This window comes from Rhizobium sp. PP-CC-3G-465 (assembly GCF_004343445.1).
Taxonomy (GTDB): Bacteria; Pseudomonadota; Alphaproteobacteria; order Rhizobiales; family Rhizobiaceae; genus Ferranicluibacter; species Ferranicluibacter rubi.
Map to the genome: position 1 here is coordinate 116,498 of NZ_SLYH01000003.1, position 15,117 is coordinate 131,614.

Sequence of the window (15,117 nt, forward strand, 5' to 3'; positions counted from 1 at the left end):
CGCGTCAGTGCGAAAAATAGATGAAAAGTCACCAAATCACCGCATTCGCCGACGCGACGCCGATGAAACGTTAAATATTCGTCAGATTTTCAGGCTAAAAATTGCGCAAATTTAAAAATTTGCTGAAAAATTAGTCATTTGCCTTTTTCCGAATCAGTCCTTCCTGAGCGACGGATGCGATCAGGTGTCCGGAGCGATCGAACAGGCTGCCGCGGTTCATGCCGCGCGCGCCACTCGTGCTGGGGCTGTCCTGCGTATAGAGCAGCCAGTCGTCGAGCTTCACCGGACGGTGGAACCACATGGCGTGGTCGAGGCTCGCAACCTGCAGGCTGCGGTCGAAGATCGAGGTGCCATGGGCGCGCAGCGATGTGTCGAGCAAGGTCATGTCGGAGAGATAGGCGAGCACCGCCGCCTGCAGCGGCCGGTCGTCCGGCACGGCCCCGGTCGCCTTGACCCAGACATGCTGGACCGGCTCCTGCCGCTCGCGCGAGAAATAGTGCTTCAGCGATACCGGGCGGATTTCGATCGGCCGCGGCTGCTCCCAGTAGCGCCGGATCGCCTCCGGCGCGTTCGCCAGAAACATCGCCTTCATCTCGGCTTCGCCCATCAACTCTTCCGGCTGCGCGACCGTTGGCGGCGACACCTGATGTTCGAGCCCCTCTTCCTCCACCTGAAAGGAAGCCGACAGCGCGAAGATCGCCGCGCCATGCTGGATCGCCACCACGCGCCGCGTGGTGAAGCTGCCGCCGTCGCGGATCCGGTCGACTTCGTAGATGATGGGCACGGCGGGATCGCCTGGCCGCATGAAATAGGCGTGGAGTGAATGCACGAAGCGATCCGCGGTCACCGTGCGTTGCGCAGCCACCAGCGCCTGCCCGATCACCTGCCCGCCGAACACCCGCTGCCAGCCGACCTGCGGCGACACGCCGCGGAAGAGATTTTCCTCCAGCTTCTCCAGGTCAAGCGTCTGGAGGAGCACATCCATGGCAGTTTCGGTTGGGGCGTCATTGGACATTGCGCGGTCTCCGGCGGTAGGAAGCATGAGGTCGATGATCTATATAGTGCGCAAGCACAAGAGCGAAGGACGAGACGGATGATCGATCTATTGGTGGCAGGCGGCGGATATGTCGGGCTCTCGCTGGCAGTCGCCGTCAAGACGGCAGCGCCGCACCTCTCGGTGACGCTGATCGACGGCGCACCGGACGGCGCCTGGCGCGGCGACGAGCGGGCCTCCGCCATCGCAGCCGCCGCTTCCTCCATGCTCGACGTCCTGGGGATCTGGCAGACGATCGCGCCGGAAGCCGAGCCGATCCGCCGCATGGTCATCACGGATTCCAAGACCGCCGATCCCGTCCGCCCCGTCTTCCTCACCTTCGAGGGCGACCCGGATGCGGACCGACCTTTCGCCCATATGGTCCCGAACGTCGCGCTCGTCGGCGCGCTGCGCGACAGGGCGGCAAGCCTCGGCATCGACATCCGCTCCTCAACGACCGCAAGCGGCTTCACCGCGGACGATCACGCCGTTCGGCTGAAGCTTGCCGCTGGCGGCGAAATCGAGGCCCGCCTGCTCGTCGCCTGCGACGGCGTGCGCTCGAAGCTGCGCGATGCCGCTGGCATCAAGACCGTGAATTTCGATTATGGGCAGTCCGGCATCGTCACCACGGTCGAGCACGAGCGGCCGCATGACGGCACCGCCGAGGAGCACTTCCTGCCGGCCGGCCCGTTCGCCACCTTGCCTCTGCGCGGCAACCGCTCGTCGCTCGTCTGGACGGAGCGGACGGAGGACGCAAACCGCCTCATCGACAGCGACGATCTCGTCTTCGAAGCTGAGCTCGAACGCCGCTTCGGCTACAAGCTCGGAGCCCTCAAGGTGGTCGGCGGACGCCGCGCCTTCCCGCTCGGGCTGACGCTCGCCCGCGCCTTCGTCGCCAATCGCTTTGCGCTGGCCGGCGACTCGGCCCATGGCATCCACCCCATTTCCGGGCAGGGCCTCAATCTCGGGTTCAAGGATGTAGCGGCATTGGCGGAAACCATCGTCGATGCCGATCGGCTCGGCCTCGACATCGGCTCGCTCGCCGTCCTCGAGCGCTACCAGACCTGGCGCCGCTTCGACACGGTCCGTATGGGCGTAACGACGGATGTGCTGAACCGCCTGTTCTCCAACGACGTCATGCCCGTGCGCATGCTGCGCGACCTCGGCCTCGGCATCGTGGATCGCCTGACCCCGCTCAAATCCTTCTTCATCCGCCAGGCGGGAGCCGCCGCAAGCAGCGATCCGAAGCTCCTGACGGGTAAGGCGATCTGAAAGACCAGCTTGGGATGTTCGCTTGGCAAGACCGGGACCATCAGTCCTCGATCTTGCGGGCCTCTGAAATCAGCATGATGGGAATGCCGTCGCGGATAGGATAGGCGAGCCGCGCCTTCTCCGAGACGAGCTCGTTTTCCGCAGCGCTATAGCTCAGCCGCCCTTTGGTCAGCGGGCAGACGAGAAGCTCGAGCAGTTTGGGGTCGACGCGGCGGGTTCTCTCGTCCACAGCAGGGCCTATTGCAGCATGGTTTCGATGTCGCCGAACGTCTTCGCCAGCACGATCTCGGTGATCGCGATCAGCGTATCGGCACGCGTCTTCAGGTCCGGCGCTTCCAGCAGCGCCTGCTTTTCGGCCGGGCCGTAGGGCAGCATCATCGCCATGGAGTTGACCAGCGTCGTGTTGCCGGCGCGTTCCACGCTCTCCCAGTCGGCTTCCAGCTTGTTGGTGTCGAGATAGGCCTTGAAGGCGGCCAGCAGCGCTTCGCGGTCAACCTGCGCTTCGTCTTCGGATTCCGTGAGATCGCCGGCAAACGGCGTTATCTTGAAAGTCCGATACCCCTTGACCGGGTGCATCTCGTCGAACAGGCGGAAACGGCAGATGCCGGTCAGCGAGGTGATGTAGCGCCCGTCCTCCATCTCGGCAAACGACGTGATGCGGCCGACGCAGCCGACCTGACACAGCGCCTGGCTATTCTCGCTGTGATCGGTCAGCGAGGGCTGCACCATGCCGATCAGGCGGTTGCCGCACAGGGCGTCGTCGAACATGGCGAGGTAGCGCGGCTCGAAGATGTTGAGCGGCAGCTGCGAGCCCGGCAGTAGAAGAACGCCGGTCAGCGGAAACACCGGAATGACGTCCGGAATATCCCTCGGCTTCAGGTAACGTGCATTTCCGACCTGCATCTCAGGCAAACTCCGCCGTATCTCGGGCAACGGACCGATCATCGGCCCGTCCGCCTCGCATTATGGGATGACATGGTGCGCTTGCCGGAAATCTCAAGCGGGAAACATGGCTGGGAGATGCGGCATGTCGAACCGGAGGAAACGGCTCCGGCGCGAAAAAGTTCACGAGAACAGGATGGCCGACATCTTGCGACGCGCAGACAGCGTTGCCGGATCGGCAGGTCCCCAGACCTCGAAGAAGGCGACCAGCGCCCGGCGGGCGCCATCGTCGTCAAACGCGCGGTCGCGCCGCATGATCGTCAGCAGGTGCTCGGCCGCCGTCTGTCGGTCGCCTTCCACATTGCGGATCTTGGCAAGGTTCAGCCGGGCGGCATGATCGTCGGGATCGGCAAGAAGGGCAGCTTCCAGCGCCTTGGGGTCGCCCAGCTTGCGTGCTTCGTCGATCTGATCGAGCCGCTTGAGAAGGGCGGAGACCTGCGGATCGGCCTTCTGCTCGTCGGAAAGCTCCGACAGGATCTCGCGCGCCTGATCGAGCGCGTCCGATGCAATCATCACCTCGGCAAGCCCGGCGCGCGCCGGCAGGCTTTCCGGCTCGACCTGAAGCACGGAGGCGAAGATGCCGCCGGCATTCTGCAGGTCGCCCGCGTCCAGCAGCTGCTTCGCTTCGGCAAGCGCCGCTTCGATCTCTGCTGCCTGATCGTCGATCATGGGACCTGCGATCTTCTCGATAAAGGCCCGGATCTGGCTTTCCGGAACGGCACCCATGAAACCATCCGCCGGACGGCCGTCAACGAAGGCGACAACGGCGGGAATGGACTGGATGCCGAGCTGGCCGGCGATCGAGGGGTGATCGTCGATGTTCATCTTGACGAGCTTCACGCGCCCGCCCGCTTCCGTCACCACCTTCTCGATGATCGGCGTCAGCTGCTTGCAGGGGCCGCACCAGGGCGCCCAGAAATCGACCAGCACCGGCAGGCCGCGAGAGGCCTCCAGCACGTCGCGGGTAAAGGTGGCCGTCGTCGTGTCGGAGATCAGTGGACCGCTCGTTGCAGGCACAACGGCTGCCGGCGACGGCGAGACCGTTGCAGGCGCGCCGCCATAGGTTGCCGTCGCGCTCATCTGGCTGCCGTAGGAACCGGAATAGGGATTGTTGCCGCTCATCGAATGCTCCTTGCAGGGACCATGCGCAGCCCCGATCCTCGTCCTTACCGGATGTGCTCCGGCCATTGCCCTCAAAGATCGTATGTCAGGCCGTGACTTTCAAGACAAGCGGCACATGCCCCGTCGCCTCGGCAAAGCGGATCAGGTCCTTCGACGCCAGCGATGTCGTAGCGTCGTTCGTCAGCGGATGGCAGTTGACGATTTCCTCGCGCATCAGGTCCGAATCTAGCACCAGCGTGACGGCTTGGGCATGGTCGTTGATGACGCCGAGCGCGGTCACGGCACCGGGAATGACGCCCAGATACTCCATCAGCTTCTCCGGCTTGCCGAAGGAGACCTTGCTCGCGGCACCGATCAGCGTGTGCACGGTCTTCAGATCGACCGTCGCATGCTCCTCCACCGTCAGGAGGAAGTAATTGTCCTTCTTGTCCTTCACGAACAGGTTCTTCGTATGCCCGCCGGGAATCTCGTCGCGTAGCGATACCGATTCGGCCACGGTGAACACCGGTGCATGCCGCTTCGTGTGGTGGGCGATCCCGAGATCGTCGAGAAAGCGGAAAAGATCCTCTGCCGTCTTCGGCTGCACGTCCGTCATGTCTTGGGCTCCTGTCTCTGCTCCCCATGTGATTACGAAGCGCCGACACGAGACGCAATCGCTGAGACACGTCTGCAAGATGTTCCGTCGCGACATCGCGACGTCCGGCACATCCGGCCCGGTAAAAAACTGCAATGCAAAAACACGCAAATTCAATTGGTTAGAAGAAATTTCGGCAAATTTTTTCCACGCCCGTCATTTCCCTGTTGCATTTCCAAATCGGCTGAGCGATATAGCGCCCGTCGCCAACGAAAACGGCGACGCCACGGTCCACCGACTACCCCCGGACCTTGGTTGATGAGCGGGTGTAGCTCAGGGGTAGAGCACAACCTTGCCAAGGTTGGGGTCGAGCGTTCGAATCGCTTCACCCGCTCCATTTTCCCTCTTGAGAGTATTCTGCTATGGTAGAGCGAAGCTAAAGAGGCAGTGCCCTAAGCTTTGTACTTTTTCCCATCGGGATTTCATGCATTGACGGAGCCGATAGGATCTGGGTGATCTGCTCGATGTCAGGCCATCGACTGATGAGCAGAGCTGCATTCATGTGCATTGGGTTTTTTTGGTAGGCTGGCGCCAGTATGAAGCCATGGAGGCCCGAGGAACGAAGCGCCACACGTTCCGGCGGATTCCTCAAGATACGCCCGTCTCCGGAAATAAAAATCCAGGTATCTTGTGCTGAGCGTAATAACTCAATCCAGTCAACGTCGGGTGCACTTCTGCCTCTAGCGAGTCCGGGAACATCTTTGATGTGGAAGGCCGAGTGACCGTAGTGACTGATAAAGCCATGCAGAGTTGATGCGAGAACTGGCGCGGTGCAGTTATCGAAAAAGACCTTCACGCCGCGTCCCGCTGCCACAACGCGCTTTCGAACTCTATAGCGCGCTTAACTGAACTCCGCTCTACCGCATAAGACAATGCCGCAACGGCAATACCTTCCTGTCTGCCCGCCGCTGCGAGAACAGCAGTTGGAACGCTTGATACTGAATCGATCGGTTGACCAAAAGATCGCGCTGGATCGACAACGACCTTTGATTTTCGGCCTGATGGCCACCAGAGCTTAGGGTCTCCATTCTCCGTGAAATCAACTGTTTTCAGAATTGGATCAATCACGCTCTGAAATTCATACTGCTTTCGGAAGAGATTTAGCAGCCGCTCACTTTTCTGCCCCTCCTCATCCGTTGAAATGATGCTCAGGAATATCTCTCGGCCATCGGTGCGAAAGCGATTGCTTGATAAAGGATGGTCTTTTCCAAGTTCCTCTTTAGCGATCTTAATAGCTGAACGAACCTTGATCGCGGAAACACCTTCACGAATAAGCACGTCGGCGACACGAGCCTCCATAAGATCCTTGAAACCGAGATAAAGCCGTTCGTCTCCAAAGTGGACCGATGGATCCCATAATGGGCGATACACGACGCCTTTGACGACGTGCCCCAGAAGCCATCGAGAGATTTTTGTCGGGGAGACGCGAAGAAGTCTTCCCGCCTCTGCAGGAGTATACAAACCAACGCCGATGAGATTTTCCATGAGCGGCTCCCAGAGACATTAGAGTCAGTTTATGAGATCAGTGTCAACGGAGACTAAGCAGATGGTCTTGTACCGCTCAGCCTTCGCTGCCCCGAGGCACAGTATGCTTGCCACCAATATGACGTTTCAGCTCTTCGAGAAGATATAATCCGTTTCCTGGCGCAGCGTTTCGCCGGGGCGCAGGATGGCGTTCGGGAAGCCCGCGTGGTTGACGGCGTCGGGCCAGATCTGGGTTTCCAGGCAGAAGCCTGCAAACGGCCCGTAGGTGCGGCCTTCGAGACCGGGAACGGGCGTGTTCAGCTTGAAGCCGGAATAGAACTGAACGCCGGGCTCCGTCGTGCGGACCTCGAGCGCGACACCCGAATCGATGCTGCGGACAAGGGCCGCGGACCGCTTGGGGCCGCGCTCCGGCGAGAGGCAGAAATTATGGTCGTAGAGCACCTTCTCGCCCTCCGTCTGCCGGCGCATGGACGACATCTGGCGCAGATCGAACACCGTGCCCTCGACCGGGGCGATCTCGCCAGTCGGGATCTGCTGCTCGTTCGTCGGCAGGTAGTGATCGGCGGCGATCATGATGTCGTGGCCGAGCGTGTCGGCACGCCCATCGAGGTTGAAATAGGTGTGCTGGCAGAGATTGGCGATCGTCGGGGTGTCCGTCGTCGCCGTATAGGTGACGCTGAGGCAGCCATGGCCGGAAAGCCGGTAGGTTGCATTGATCTCGCAGGTGCCGGGATAGCCGGCGCGACCTGCGGGATCGACGATCTTCAACGAAACGGAATCCTCGGTGACATCGACGATGGTCCAGAGACGCTTGGCAATGCCGTCGCTGCCGCCATGGAGATGCGTCACGCCCTTCTCGTTCAACTCGAGCTGGAAGTCCTCGCCGTCGATCGTAAAGCGCCCGTGACCGATGCGGTTGGCCGAACGACCGGGCGTCGCACCGAAATAGGAGGAGTGGGCCGGATAGTCGTCGAACGCCTCGAAGCCCAGCACCAGCGGTGCCGCATGGCCCTCCAGGCGCAGATCCTGAATGACCGCGCCCCACGAGATGACCTTCGCCGTCAAACCGCCACCGCGGATCGTCACGCGGTGCACGGGCTCGCCCGTCTTCAGATGGCCGAAAATTTCCATGGCTGTGCTGCTGGTCAAAATATGGTCCTCGCTCTTGTCCGGTCGCAGCGCCCAAGGCACCGCCGACCTCATCGTCTCCCCGCGTCGATCGCGGAATCTTCAGCGCGCGCCGTTATCAGCGCGCGCAAACCTCAGCGCCCCTTGCCGATCTCCGCCAGCTCGTAAGGCGTCGTCTGGTAGATATCGTTGATCCAGTTGCCGAACAGCAGATGCGCATGGCTGCGCCAGCGGTTCTGCGGCGGCAGATCCGGATCGTTGTGGGGGAAATAATTGTACGGCATCTTGATCGGCACGCCAGCATTCACGTCGCGGAAATACTCGTCCGACAAGGACGTCGAATCATATTCCACATGGTTGAAGACATAGAGACGGTTGCCGGTCTTCTCGTGAACGAAGCAGACGCCCATCTCATCGGATTCCATCAGGATCTCCAGCCCCGACACCGTCTCGATGTCGCCGCGCCGCACCTCGGTCCAGCGGGATACGGGGATCTGGAAATCGTCGGAGAAGCCGCTGAGATAGACCGAGGACGGATTGAGATTGTGGTGCGTGTAGACGCCGAACGCCTTCTCCCGCAGCGCATGCTTCGGCACGCCATGGAAATGATAGATCGCCGCCATCGCACCCCAGCAGATGTTGAGCGTGGAATGGACATGGGTATGCGTCCACTCGAAGACCTGCTGCATCTCTTCCCAATAGGTCACCTCCTCGAAGGGCAACAGCTCCACCGGCGCACCGGTGATGATCAGCCCGTCGAAATGCCGCTCGCGAACATCCTCGAACGTCTCGTAGAAGGCGAGCAGGTGATCCTCGGACGTGTTCTTCGCCTTGTGGCTGCCAAGGCGGATCAGCGTGAACTCCACCTGCAGGGGGGAAGCGCCGACGAGGCGCGCCATCTGCACCTCGGTCTTGATCTTGTTCGGCATGAGGTTGAGAAGCCCGATCTGCAGCGGCCGGATATCCTGACGGATGGCAGCCGTTTCGGTCATCACCCGCACACCCTCGGAGACGAGGGTTTCAAAGGCGGGCAGCGTATCGGGTATCTTGATGGGCATCGGCTTCACTCGGAATAACGACACCGGCCGAAATGGAGGGTAGCGGGCGAAACATCGTCCCACGGCCCTTTAGCGACTTGTTTAACGTGGCTGCAAGCCGGCCGGCCAAATCACCACGCCGCAAGTCATAGACCCGATGCCCCCACGAATCAAGGATGACGCGAATCAGGGACGCTGTGGGGTCTTTACCCCTCCAGCTCCTCGCGCAGCATTTCCAGCTCCAGCCATTCGCCCTCCATCGTTTCGATGGAGGCGCGCAGCTTTTCGAGTTCCGCGGCAAGCGCTGCAAAACGGGCCGGGTTCTTGGTGAAGAGCTTGGGGTCGGCCATCTCGGCCTCGCGCTTCGCGATCTCGCTTTGCGCCTTCTCCATCTCCTTCGGCAGGTTCTCCAGCGCGAACTTCTGCTTGAAGGAGAGCTTTCCCTTGGCCGCTTTCCCGGTGCCACCGGCACCGGAGGTCGAAGCAGCGCCGGTCTGGCGGGCCTTCTCCGCCTTCTCGGCGCGCTTGCGCTCGTCGGCCACGCCCTTGCGCTGCACCATCATGTCGGAATAGCCACCGGCATATTCGATCCAGCGCCCATCCGGGGCTTCCGGATCGGCCGGTGCGATGGTGGAGGTCACCGTGCGGTCGAGGAAGTCGCGGTCGTGGCTGACGAGGATGACGGTGCCGGCAAACCCTGCGACGATCTCCTGCAAGAGGTCGAGCGTCTCGATGTCGAGGTCGTTGGTCGGCTCGTCGAGGATCAGAAGGTTCGTCGGGCGCGACAGGATGCGCGCCAGCATCAACCGAGCCCGCTCGCCACCGGAAAGGTTCTTGATCGGCGTGCGCGCCTGCTCCGGCTGGAACAGAAACTCCTTCATGTAGCCGGTCACATGCCGCTGCTCGCCATTGACGAGCAGGGTCTCGCCGCGGCCGTCGGTCAGGTAGTTGGCCAGCGTATCCTCAAGGTTCAGATCCTCGCGCTTCTGGTCGAGCGTGGCGATCTCGAGATTGGTGCCGAGCTTCACCTTGCCCTCGTCGGGCTTCATCTGACCGGTCAGCATCTTCAATAGCGTGGTCTTGCCGGCGCCGTTCGGGCCGACGAGACCGATGCAGTCGCCCCGGTGCACCCGGATGGAAAAGGGTGCAACGATGATGCGCTCGCCATAGGCCTTGGTGATCTTCTCCGCCTCGATCACCAGCTTGCCGGATTCCTGCGCATCGGACACGTTGGCCTGTACCGAACCCTGCGGCCCCTTGTGGCCGCGATAGTTGGAGCGCAGATCCTGCAGCGCGCCGAGGCGGCGCATGTTGCGCTTGCGCCGGGCGGTCACGCCATAGCGCAGCCAGTGCTCTTCCCGCTCGATCTGCTTGCCGAGCTTGTGCTGTTCCAGCTCTTCCTGCTCCAGCACCTGGTCCCGCCACGCTTCGAACTGGCCAAAGCCCCGGTCGAGCCGTCGCGATGTGCCGCGATCGAGCCAGACGGTCGCGGTCGAGACCTTCTCCAGAAAGCGACGGTCGTGCGAGATGAGGATGAGGGCGCTGCGCGTCTTCTGCAGCTCGCCTTCCAGCCATTCTATGGTCGGAAGATCGAGATGGTTGGTTGGCTCGTCGAGCATCAGGATGTCGGGCTCGGGCGCCAGTACCCGGGCAAGGGCCGCGCGCCGCGCCTCGCCGCCGGAGAGATCGTTCGGGTTCTCCTCGCCGCTCAAGCCCAGATGCGACAGGAGATAGGTCACACGATAGGGATCGTCGCCCGGCCCGAGGCCCGCCTCGGCATAGGCCTGCACGGTGGTGTAGGCCCCGAAATCCGGCGCCTGCTCCAGGTAGCGCACGGTCGATGACGGATGCCGAAACACCTCGCCCGACTGCGGCTCGATCAGCCCGGCGGCGATCTTCAGCAGCGTCGATTTGCCGGAGCCGTTGCGGCCGACGAGGCAGATCCGGTCGCCCGGCTCCACCTGCAGCGCCGCACCGTTCAAAAGCGGCGTGCCACCGAAGGTCAGCACGATATCGTCGAGTTTCAGAATGGGCGGCGCCATGGTCAGGCTCCTGTCATGTCGAGGGGGCGGGCGAGAAGCATCGCGCGGCCCGTGCCAAGCGTCAGCTGCACGGGTCCTTCCGCCACGTTGGAAAGGGTGCGCGACGACCCGAAGGGCACCGCGAAACGGGCGAGCGAATAGCGCGCACCCGCAATGGAGAGATCGCTCAGCGCATCGAAACCGAGCACGGAAAAGAGGCAGCCTTTCGGCAGGTCGATCTGCGTGACGCCGGGAAGCAGCGGCACCGCCTCTTCCTCGCCCGAGGTCAGGAGCACGTCGAGCCCGGTCTCGGCAAGGTGCAGGCCGTGCAGCAGGTGCTGAAAGGCATGGTCGCTGCGCTCGCCGCCGAGCGCCCCAGCGAGAATGAGCCGCGTTGCGCCGCGCATCCGCGCCGCAGCGACCGCAATCTCGCCATCGGTCTCGTTCTTGGCCGGCGGATAGGGCTCGCGCCGCACGTTTGGCCAGGCCGCGATCAGTGCATCCGGTGTCGAGTCGAAATCGCCGACCCAGAGCTCCGGCGTCAGCCCGATGGCGCTCGCATGCCGCATGCCGCCATCGGCCGCGATGACGCGCGTGCCGGCCAGCTGCGACGCCAGCCGGTCGGTCATCGTCAGCGGCCCGCCGAGCAGGATGGTGAATGCGGTTGCGGTCATCGCGCTGCCATAGCGCGAAGCCGTCCCGGAGGCAAAGGTCAAAGGACGCAAAAGCCCTAAAGATGCGGGAGGGCACGGGCGTTGGCACGCCGCGCATCCTGCAACCTTGGATCTTGCCAACAGGCGGGACCGCGTCTAGATCTTTGCGTGCTCTAACGGGGTGCCTTTCTAACGCGACGATCCTTCGTCGCGGGAAGATGGGCTGAGAGGCTGAAAAGCCAACCCGCGGAACCTGATCCGGCTAGCACCGGCGGAGGGATTAGACGGCTCGCAAGCGCTACTCCCCTTGAAACACGTATTTTTAAAGGAGGCGCGCATGCGCGGCACATGGCTTTTCACCACCACGACCACTCTGCTTTTCACCGCCGGCATGATGTTCACCGGGGTACAAGCCGCCGAGAAGAAGGTGCTGACCGTCTACACCTATGAGAGCTTCACCAGCGAATGGGGCCCCGGCCCGAAGGTCGCCGAAAGCTTCGAGAAGACCTGCGACTGCACGCTGACCTATGTCAGCGTCGCCGATGGCGTGGAGTTGCTTACGCGGCTGAAGCTCGAAGGCCCGGCCTCCAAGGCGGATGTCGTCGTCGGCCTCGACACAAACCTCGTCACTGAGGCCAAGGCCACCGGCTTCTTTGCCCCGCATGGCCTCGACACCTCGGCGCTGAAGGTTCCCGGCGGCTTTTCGGACGATAGCTTCGTACCCTATGATTACGGCCATTTCGCCTTCGTCTACGACACGCAGACGCTGAAGACCCCGCCGAAAAGCCTCAAGGAACTGGTCGAGGGCGGGGGTAAGGAAAAGATCGTTATCGAGGATCCCCGCACATCGACGCCGGGCCTCGGCCTGCTTCTGTGGGTAAAGTCGGTCTATGGCGACCAGTCCAGCGAAGCCTGGAGCAAGCTGAAGGATCGCATCCTCACCGTCACGCCCGGCTGGTCGGAAGCCTATGGCCTCTTTACCAAGGGCGAAGCGCCCATGGTTCTGTCCTACACGACCTCGCCCGCCTATCACATGGTCGCCGAAAGCAGCGATCGCTATCAGGCGGCAGAATTTGCCGAGGGGCACTATATCCAGATCGAGGTGGCCGGCATGACGAAGGCTGCACGCGACCCCGATCTCGCCAAGGCCTTCCTCGCCTTCCTCAACGGCCCGGAAGCGCAGACGATCCTGCCCACGACCAACTGGATGATGCCGGTGGCGACCACCAGCGAACCGCTGCCGGAGGCTTTCGGAAAGCTGGTCCAGCCAAAGACGACCTTCCTGATGAACCCCGAGGAGGTCGCCAAGAACCGCAAGGCCTGGATCGACGAATGGCTGGCCGCCATGAGCCGGAACTGATCGTCCCATGCCCGCCGGTCGCGATCGCCGCCTGACGCGGACACTCGGCGTAGCGGGCATCGTCGGCATCGCGCTGTTCGTCGGCGCCGCCATCCTCGCTCTCGCGCTGGCCGCGACCGGCGAGGCGGCGGGCACGAGGGATACCAGCGGTGTCTTCGACGCCCCTGTCTTTGACGCCTATGTCTGGCGCGTCGCCCGCTTCACTTTGATCCAGGCGGGCCTCTCCACGCTCCTGTCGGTCGCCTTTGCCATCCCCGTGGCCTTGGCGCTCGCCCGGCGCCGAAGCTTTATCGGCCGGATCTGGATCATCAGGCTGATGGCGCTGCCGCTCGGCCTGCCCGCGCTGGTCGCAGCCCTCGGCATCGTCGGCATCTGGGGGCGGCAGGGCGTCGTCAACGATCTGTTCGCCCTGCTCGATCTTGACCGTCCTGTCGCGATCTACGGTCTCGCCGGCATTCTCGTCGCGCATGTCTTCTTCAACATGCCGCTCGCCGTCAGACTGCTGCTGTCGGGGCTCGACCGCATTCCCGGCGAATACTGGCTTGTCTCCGCCAATCTCGGAATATCCAGTTTTTCGCTCTTCCGCTTCATCGAGTGGCCGGTCATCCGCGGCCTGCTGTCGGGCATTGCCGGCCTTATCTTCATGCTGTGCGCCACCAGTTTCACGCTGGTGCTGACGCTCGGCGGCGGCCCGGCGGCGAGCACGCTGGAAGTCGCGATCTATCAGGCCCTGCGGTTCGACTTCGATCCCCCACGTGCCATCGCGCTCTCGGCGCTGCAGATCATGGTGACGGCCGTGCTCCTTCTGGCCCTTCGCTGGCTGACCCCGCCCGCAACCGAGGGCTTCACGACCGGCCGGCCGGTGCGCCGCTTCGATGGCCGGTCTCGCACCGCCATCCTCGCCGATATCCTTGTCATCGCGCTCGCCGCCCTCTTCGTCGCAACGCCGCTCGCCTCCGTCCTCGTCTCGGGCCTTGCCTCCGACCTCGCCAAATTGGCATTGGACGCCCAGGTCCACCGGGCGCTCGCGACCAGCCTCGGCATCGCCGCGGCGTCGGCGGCTCTTTCGGTTGCGCTGGCCACCGCCATGCTGACCACGCGCCAGATCCTGCTGTCGCCACGCCGGCCGGGCCGTTTCGCGCATGTCTTTTCCGGCAGCGTCGCCGCCGGTACGTCGCTGGTCCTCCTCGTCCCGCCGGTCGTCATCGGGGCGGGATGGTTTCTGCTGCTTCGCCCGCTCGGCGATGTCGCCCGCTTCGCGCCGGTCGTCATCACCCTTATCAACACGCTGATGGCACTGCCCTTCGTCACCCGCGTGCTGGCACCGGCCATCGCAACACACGCCGCCCGCACCGGACGCCTGACGACGAGCCTCGGCATTTCCGGCTGGTCCCGCATCGTGCTCGTCGACGGGCCGGGCCTGCGCCGCCCCTTGTTGATGGCCCTGTCCTTCGCCGCCGCCCTGTCGCTGGGCGATCTCGGCGCGGTCGCATTGTTCGGATCGCAGGACATGGTCACCCTGCCCTACCTGCTCTACAGCCGCGTGGGCAGCTACCGTACCACGGATGCCGCCGGCCTCGCTCTGCTTCTCGGCATCGTCTGCGTCGCCCTCACCATCCTCGGAACCGCACGCGAAAGCCTGAGGGAGCGCACATCATGACTACGACAGACCCGACGATCGCCGTCCGTCTTGAAAACGTCGCGGTCCGCTTCCCCGGTCATCCCGCCCCGCGAACGCTCCTCTTCGATGCCGCGATCGAAAGCGGCAGGATCACCGCGATCACCGGCGCTTCCGGCTCCGGCAAATCCACCCTGCTCAACCTCGTCGCCGGTTTCGAGACACCGGACGCAGGCCGCGTCAGCATTCTGGGCGAGGACGCGACCCCGATCCCGCCGGCGCTCCGTCCGGTCTCGGTCATCTTCCAAGAGCACAATCTCTTCGCCCATCTCAACGTCGCAACCAATGTCGGCCTCGGCATCAGCCCCGCCCTGAAGCTTGACGGGGAGGATCGGGAGCGGATCGAGCGGGCGCTGCGGGATGTCGGGCTTGCGGGCTTTGCTCGGCGCCTGCCGCCGACGCTGTCGGGCGGCGAACGGCAGCGGGTGGCGCTTGCCCGCGCTCTCGTGCGGCATCGCCCGATCCTTCTGCTCGACGAGCCCTTTGCCGCGCTGGACCCCGGACTGCGACAGGAAATGGGGGATCTGCTGGCGGCATTGCAGGAGAAGGAAGCCAGCACGATCCTTCTCGTCACGCACCACGCCGATGACGTGCGCCGCCTCGCCGATCGCGTGCTGTTCCTCGACGACGGCAAGGTCGCCCTCCACGAAGAGGCCGACGCGTTCCTTCGCCGGACCGAACCGGCAGCGGTCGCCCGCTTCCTCGGAGCACGCTCACCCGCCCCGTGAACCGCCTTGATACCGCATGCCACA

At 63.2% G+C, this 15,117-nt stretch carries 15 protein-coding genes, 1 tRNA gene and 2 riboswitches; of the genes, 5 read left to right on the forward strand and 11 right to left on the reverse strand.

The window, feature by feature from the left end; all coding sequences use genetic code 11:
* Positions 1-130: 130 nt before the first annotated feature.
* Positions 131-1,015: an acyl-CoA thioesterase II gene (gene tesB, locus C8J33_RS14775; protein WP_132664753.1), complete on the reverse strand. Its 885-nt coding sequence runs from the start codon at positions 1,013-1,015 to the stop codon at positions 131-133.
* A gap of 78 nt (positions 1,016-1,093) precedes the next feature.
* Between tesB and C8J33_RS14780 the strand changes: the two genes are divergently transcribed.
* Positions 1,094-2,305: a ubiquinone biosynthesis hydroxylase gene (locus tag C8J33_RS14780; protein WP_245507187.1), complete on the forward strand. Its 1,212-nt coding sequence runs from the start codon at positions 1,094-1,096 to the stop codon at positions 2,303-2,305.
* A 40-nt stretch (positions 2,306-2,345) separates the two neighbouring features.
* Here C8J33_RS14780 and C8J33_RS14785 read toward each other — a convergent pair whose 3' ends face one another.
* From C8J33_RS14785 to C8J33_RS14800, 4 genes are all read right to left on the reverse strand, one after another.
* The gene (locus tag C8J33_RS14785; protein ID WP_110801016.1) at positions 2,346-2,534 is read right to left on the reverse strand and encodes a Trm112 family protein; all 189 of its coding nucleotides are present in this window, start codon (positions 2,532-2,534) and stop codon (positions 2,346-2,348) included.
* Positions 2,535-2,542: 8 nt separating this feature from the next.
* Positions 2,543-3,208 (reverse strand): LON peptidase substrate-binding domain-containing protein, encoded by a 666-nt coding sequence (locus C8J33_RS14790; RefSeq protein ID WP_110729886.1) that lies wholly within the window; start codon positions 3,206-3,208, stop codon positions 2,543-2,545.
* Positions 3,209-3,370: 162 nt separating this feature from the next.
* Positions 3,371-4,369, reverse strand: coding sequence for a thioredoxin (gene trxA, locus C8J33_RS14795; protein WP_132664754.1), 999 nt, complete (start codon positions 4,367-4,369; stop codon positions 3,371-3,373).
* Positions 4,370-4,454: 85 nt separating this feature from the next.
* A complete protein-coding gene (locus C8J33_RS14800; RefSeq protein ID WP_165929825.1) occupies positions 4,455-4,964 on the reverse strand; it encodes a prolyl-tRNA synthetase associated domain-containing protein in 510 nt (169 codons plus the stop codon).
* A gap of 301 nt (positions 4,965-5,265) precedes the next feature.
* On the opposite strand from C8J33_RS14800, the gene C8J33_RS14805 reads away from it, so the two are divergent.
* Positions 5,266-5,340: transfer RNA gene (locus C8J33_RS14805), tRNA-Gly, on the forward strand.
* A 39-nt stretch (positions 5,341-5,379) separates the two neighbouring features.
* Here the strand turns inward: C8J33_RS14805 and C8J33_RS14810 are convergent.
* The 6 genes from C8J33_RS14810 to C8J33_RS14835 form a co-directional block, all read right to left on the reverse strand.
* Entirely contained in the window at positions 5,380-5,799 is a 420-nt protein-coding gene (locus C8J33_RS14810) for a hypothetical protein (RefSeq protein ID WP_132664756.1), read from the reverse strand.
* Positions 5,796-6,488 (reverse strand): hypothetical protein, encoded by a 693-nt coding sequence (locus C8J33_RS14815; protein ID WP_132664757.1) that lies wholly within the window; start codon positions 6,486-6,488, stop codon positions 5,796-5,798. Before C8J33_RS14815 ends, C8J33_RS14810 begins: the two co-directional genes overlap by 4 nt.
* A 126-nt stretch (positions 6,489-6,614) precedes the next feature.
* Entirely contained in the window at positions 6,615-7,619 is a 1,005-nt protein-coding gene (locus C8J33_RS14820) for an aldose epimerase family protein (RefSeq protein ID WP_110801190.1), read from the reverse strand.
* Positions 7,620-7,750: 131 nt separating this feature from the next.
* Positions 7,751-8,674, reverse strand: coding sequence for a homoserine O-acetyltransferase MetA (gene metA / locus C8J33_RS14825; RefSeq protein WP_132664758.1), 924 nt, complete (start codon positions 8,672-8,674; stop codon positions 7,751-7,753).
* A gap of 49 nt (positions 8,675-8,723) precedes the next feature.
* Positions 8,724-8,801, reverse strand: a riboswitch (SAM riboswitch).
* 58 nt (positions 8,802-8,859) lie between these two features.
* A complete protein-coding gene (locus C8J33_RS14830) occupies positions 8,860-10,695 on the reverse strand; it encodes an ABC-F family ATP-binding cassette domain-containing protein (RefSeq protein ID WP_132664759.1) in 1,836 nt (611 codons plus the stop codon).
* 2 nt (positions 10,696-10,697) lie between these two features.
* Entirely contained in the window at positions 10,698-11,348 is a 651-nt protein-coding gene (locus C8J33_RS14835) for a thiamine diphosphokinase (protein WP_132664760.1), read from the reverse strand.
* Positions 11,349-11,494: 146 nt separating this feature from the next.
* A riboswitch (TPP riboswitch) is annotated at positions 11,495-11,624 on the forward strand.
* A gap of 94 nt (positions 11,625-11,718) precedes the next feature.
* Between C8J33_RS14835 and thiB the strand changes: the two genes are divergently transcribed.
* Genes thiB through thiQ form a run of 3 tightly spaced genes read left to right on the forward strand, consistent with a single transcriptional unit; the run spans position 11,719 to position 15,093 of the window.
* Positions 11,719-12,687, forward strand: coding sequence for a thiamine ABC transporter substrate binding subunit (gene thiB, locus C8J33_RS14840; RefSeq protein ID WP_245507196.1), 969 nt, complete (start codon positions 11,719-11,721; stop codon positions 12,685-12,687).
* A 7-nt stretch (positions 12,688-12,694) separates the two neighbouring features.
* Complete coding sequence (gene thiP / locus C8J33_RS14845; RefSeq protein ID WP_132664762.1) at positions 12,695-14,347, forward strand: thiamine/thiamine pyrophosphate ABC transporter permease ThiP; 1,653 nt, start codon at positions 12,695-12,697, stop codon at positions 14,345-14,347.
* On the forward strand, positions 14,344-15,093 hold the full coding sequence (gene thiQ / locus C8J33_RS14850) for a thiamine ABC transporter ATP-binding protein (protein WP_132664763.1): 750 nt from the start codon (positions 14,344-14,346) through the stop codon (positions 15,091-15,093). Before thiP ends, thiQ begins: the two co-directional genes overlap by 4 nt.
* The last annotated feature ends 24 nt before the right edge of the window (positions 15,094-15,117 follow it).

Bases quoted from the DNA above. Each gene is read 5' to 3' on its own strand.
- tesB (WP_132664753.1), bottom strand. From the start codon at position 1,015: ATGTCCAATGACGCCCCAACCGAAACTGCCATGGATGTGCTCCTCCAG.
- C8J33_RS14780 (WP_245507187.1), top strand. From the start codon at position 1,094: ATGATCGATCTATTGGTGGCAGGCGGCGGATATGTCGGGCTCTCGCTG.
- C8J33_RS14790 (WP_110729886.1), bottom strand. From the start codon at position 3,208: ATGCAGGTCGGAAATGCACGTTACCTGAAGCCGAGGGATATTCCGGAC.
- trxA (WP_132664754.1), bottom strand. From the start codon at position 4,369: ATGAGCGGCAACAATCCCTATTCCGGTTCCTACGGCAGCCAGATGAGC.
- C8J33_RS14800 (WP_165929825.1), bottom strand. From the start codon at position 4,964: ATGACGGACGTGCAGCCGAAGACGGCAGAGGATCTTTTCCGCTTTCTC.
- C8J33_RS14815 (WP_132664757.1), bottom strand. From the start codon at position 6,488: ATGGAAAATCTCATCGGCGTTGGTTTGTATACTCCTGCAGAGGCGGGA.
- C8J33_RS14820 (WP_110801190.1), bottom strand. From the start codon at position 7,619: ATGGAAATTTTCGGCCATCTGAAGACGGGCGAGCCCGTGCACCGCGTG.
- metA (WP_132664758.1), bottom strand. From the start codon at position 8,674: ATGCCCATCAAGATACCCGATACGCTGCCCGCCTTTGAAACCCTCGTC.
- C8J33_RS14830 (WP_132664759.1), bottom strand. From the start codon at position 10,695: ATGGCGCCGCCCATTCTGAAACTCGACGATATCGTGCTGACCTTCGGT.
- C8J33_RS14835 (WP_132664760.1), bottom strand. From the start codon at position 11,348: ATGACCGCAACCGCATTCACCATCCTGCTCGGCGGGCCGCTGACGATG.
- thiB (WP_245507196.1), top strand. From the start codon at position 11,719: ATGATGTTCACCGGGGTACAAGCCGCCGAGAAGAAGGTGCTGACCGTC.
- thiP (WP_132664762.1), top strand. From the start codon at position 12,695: ATGCCCGCCGGTCGCGATCGCCGCCTGACGCGGACACTCGGCGTAGCG.
- thiQ (WP_132664763.1), top strand. From the start codon at position 14,344: ATGACTACGACAGACCCGACGATCGCCGTCCGTCTTGAAAACGTCGCG.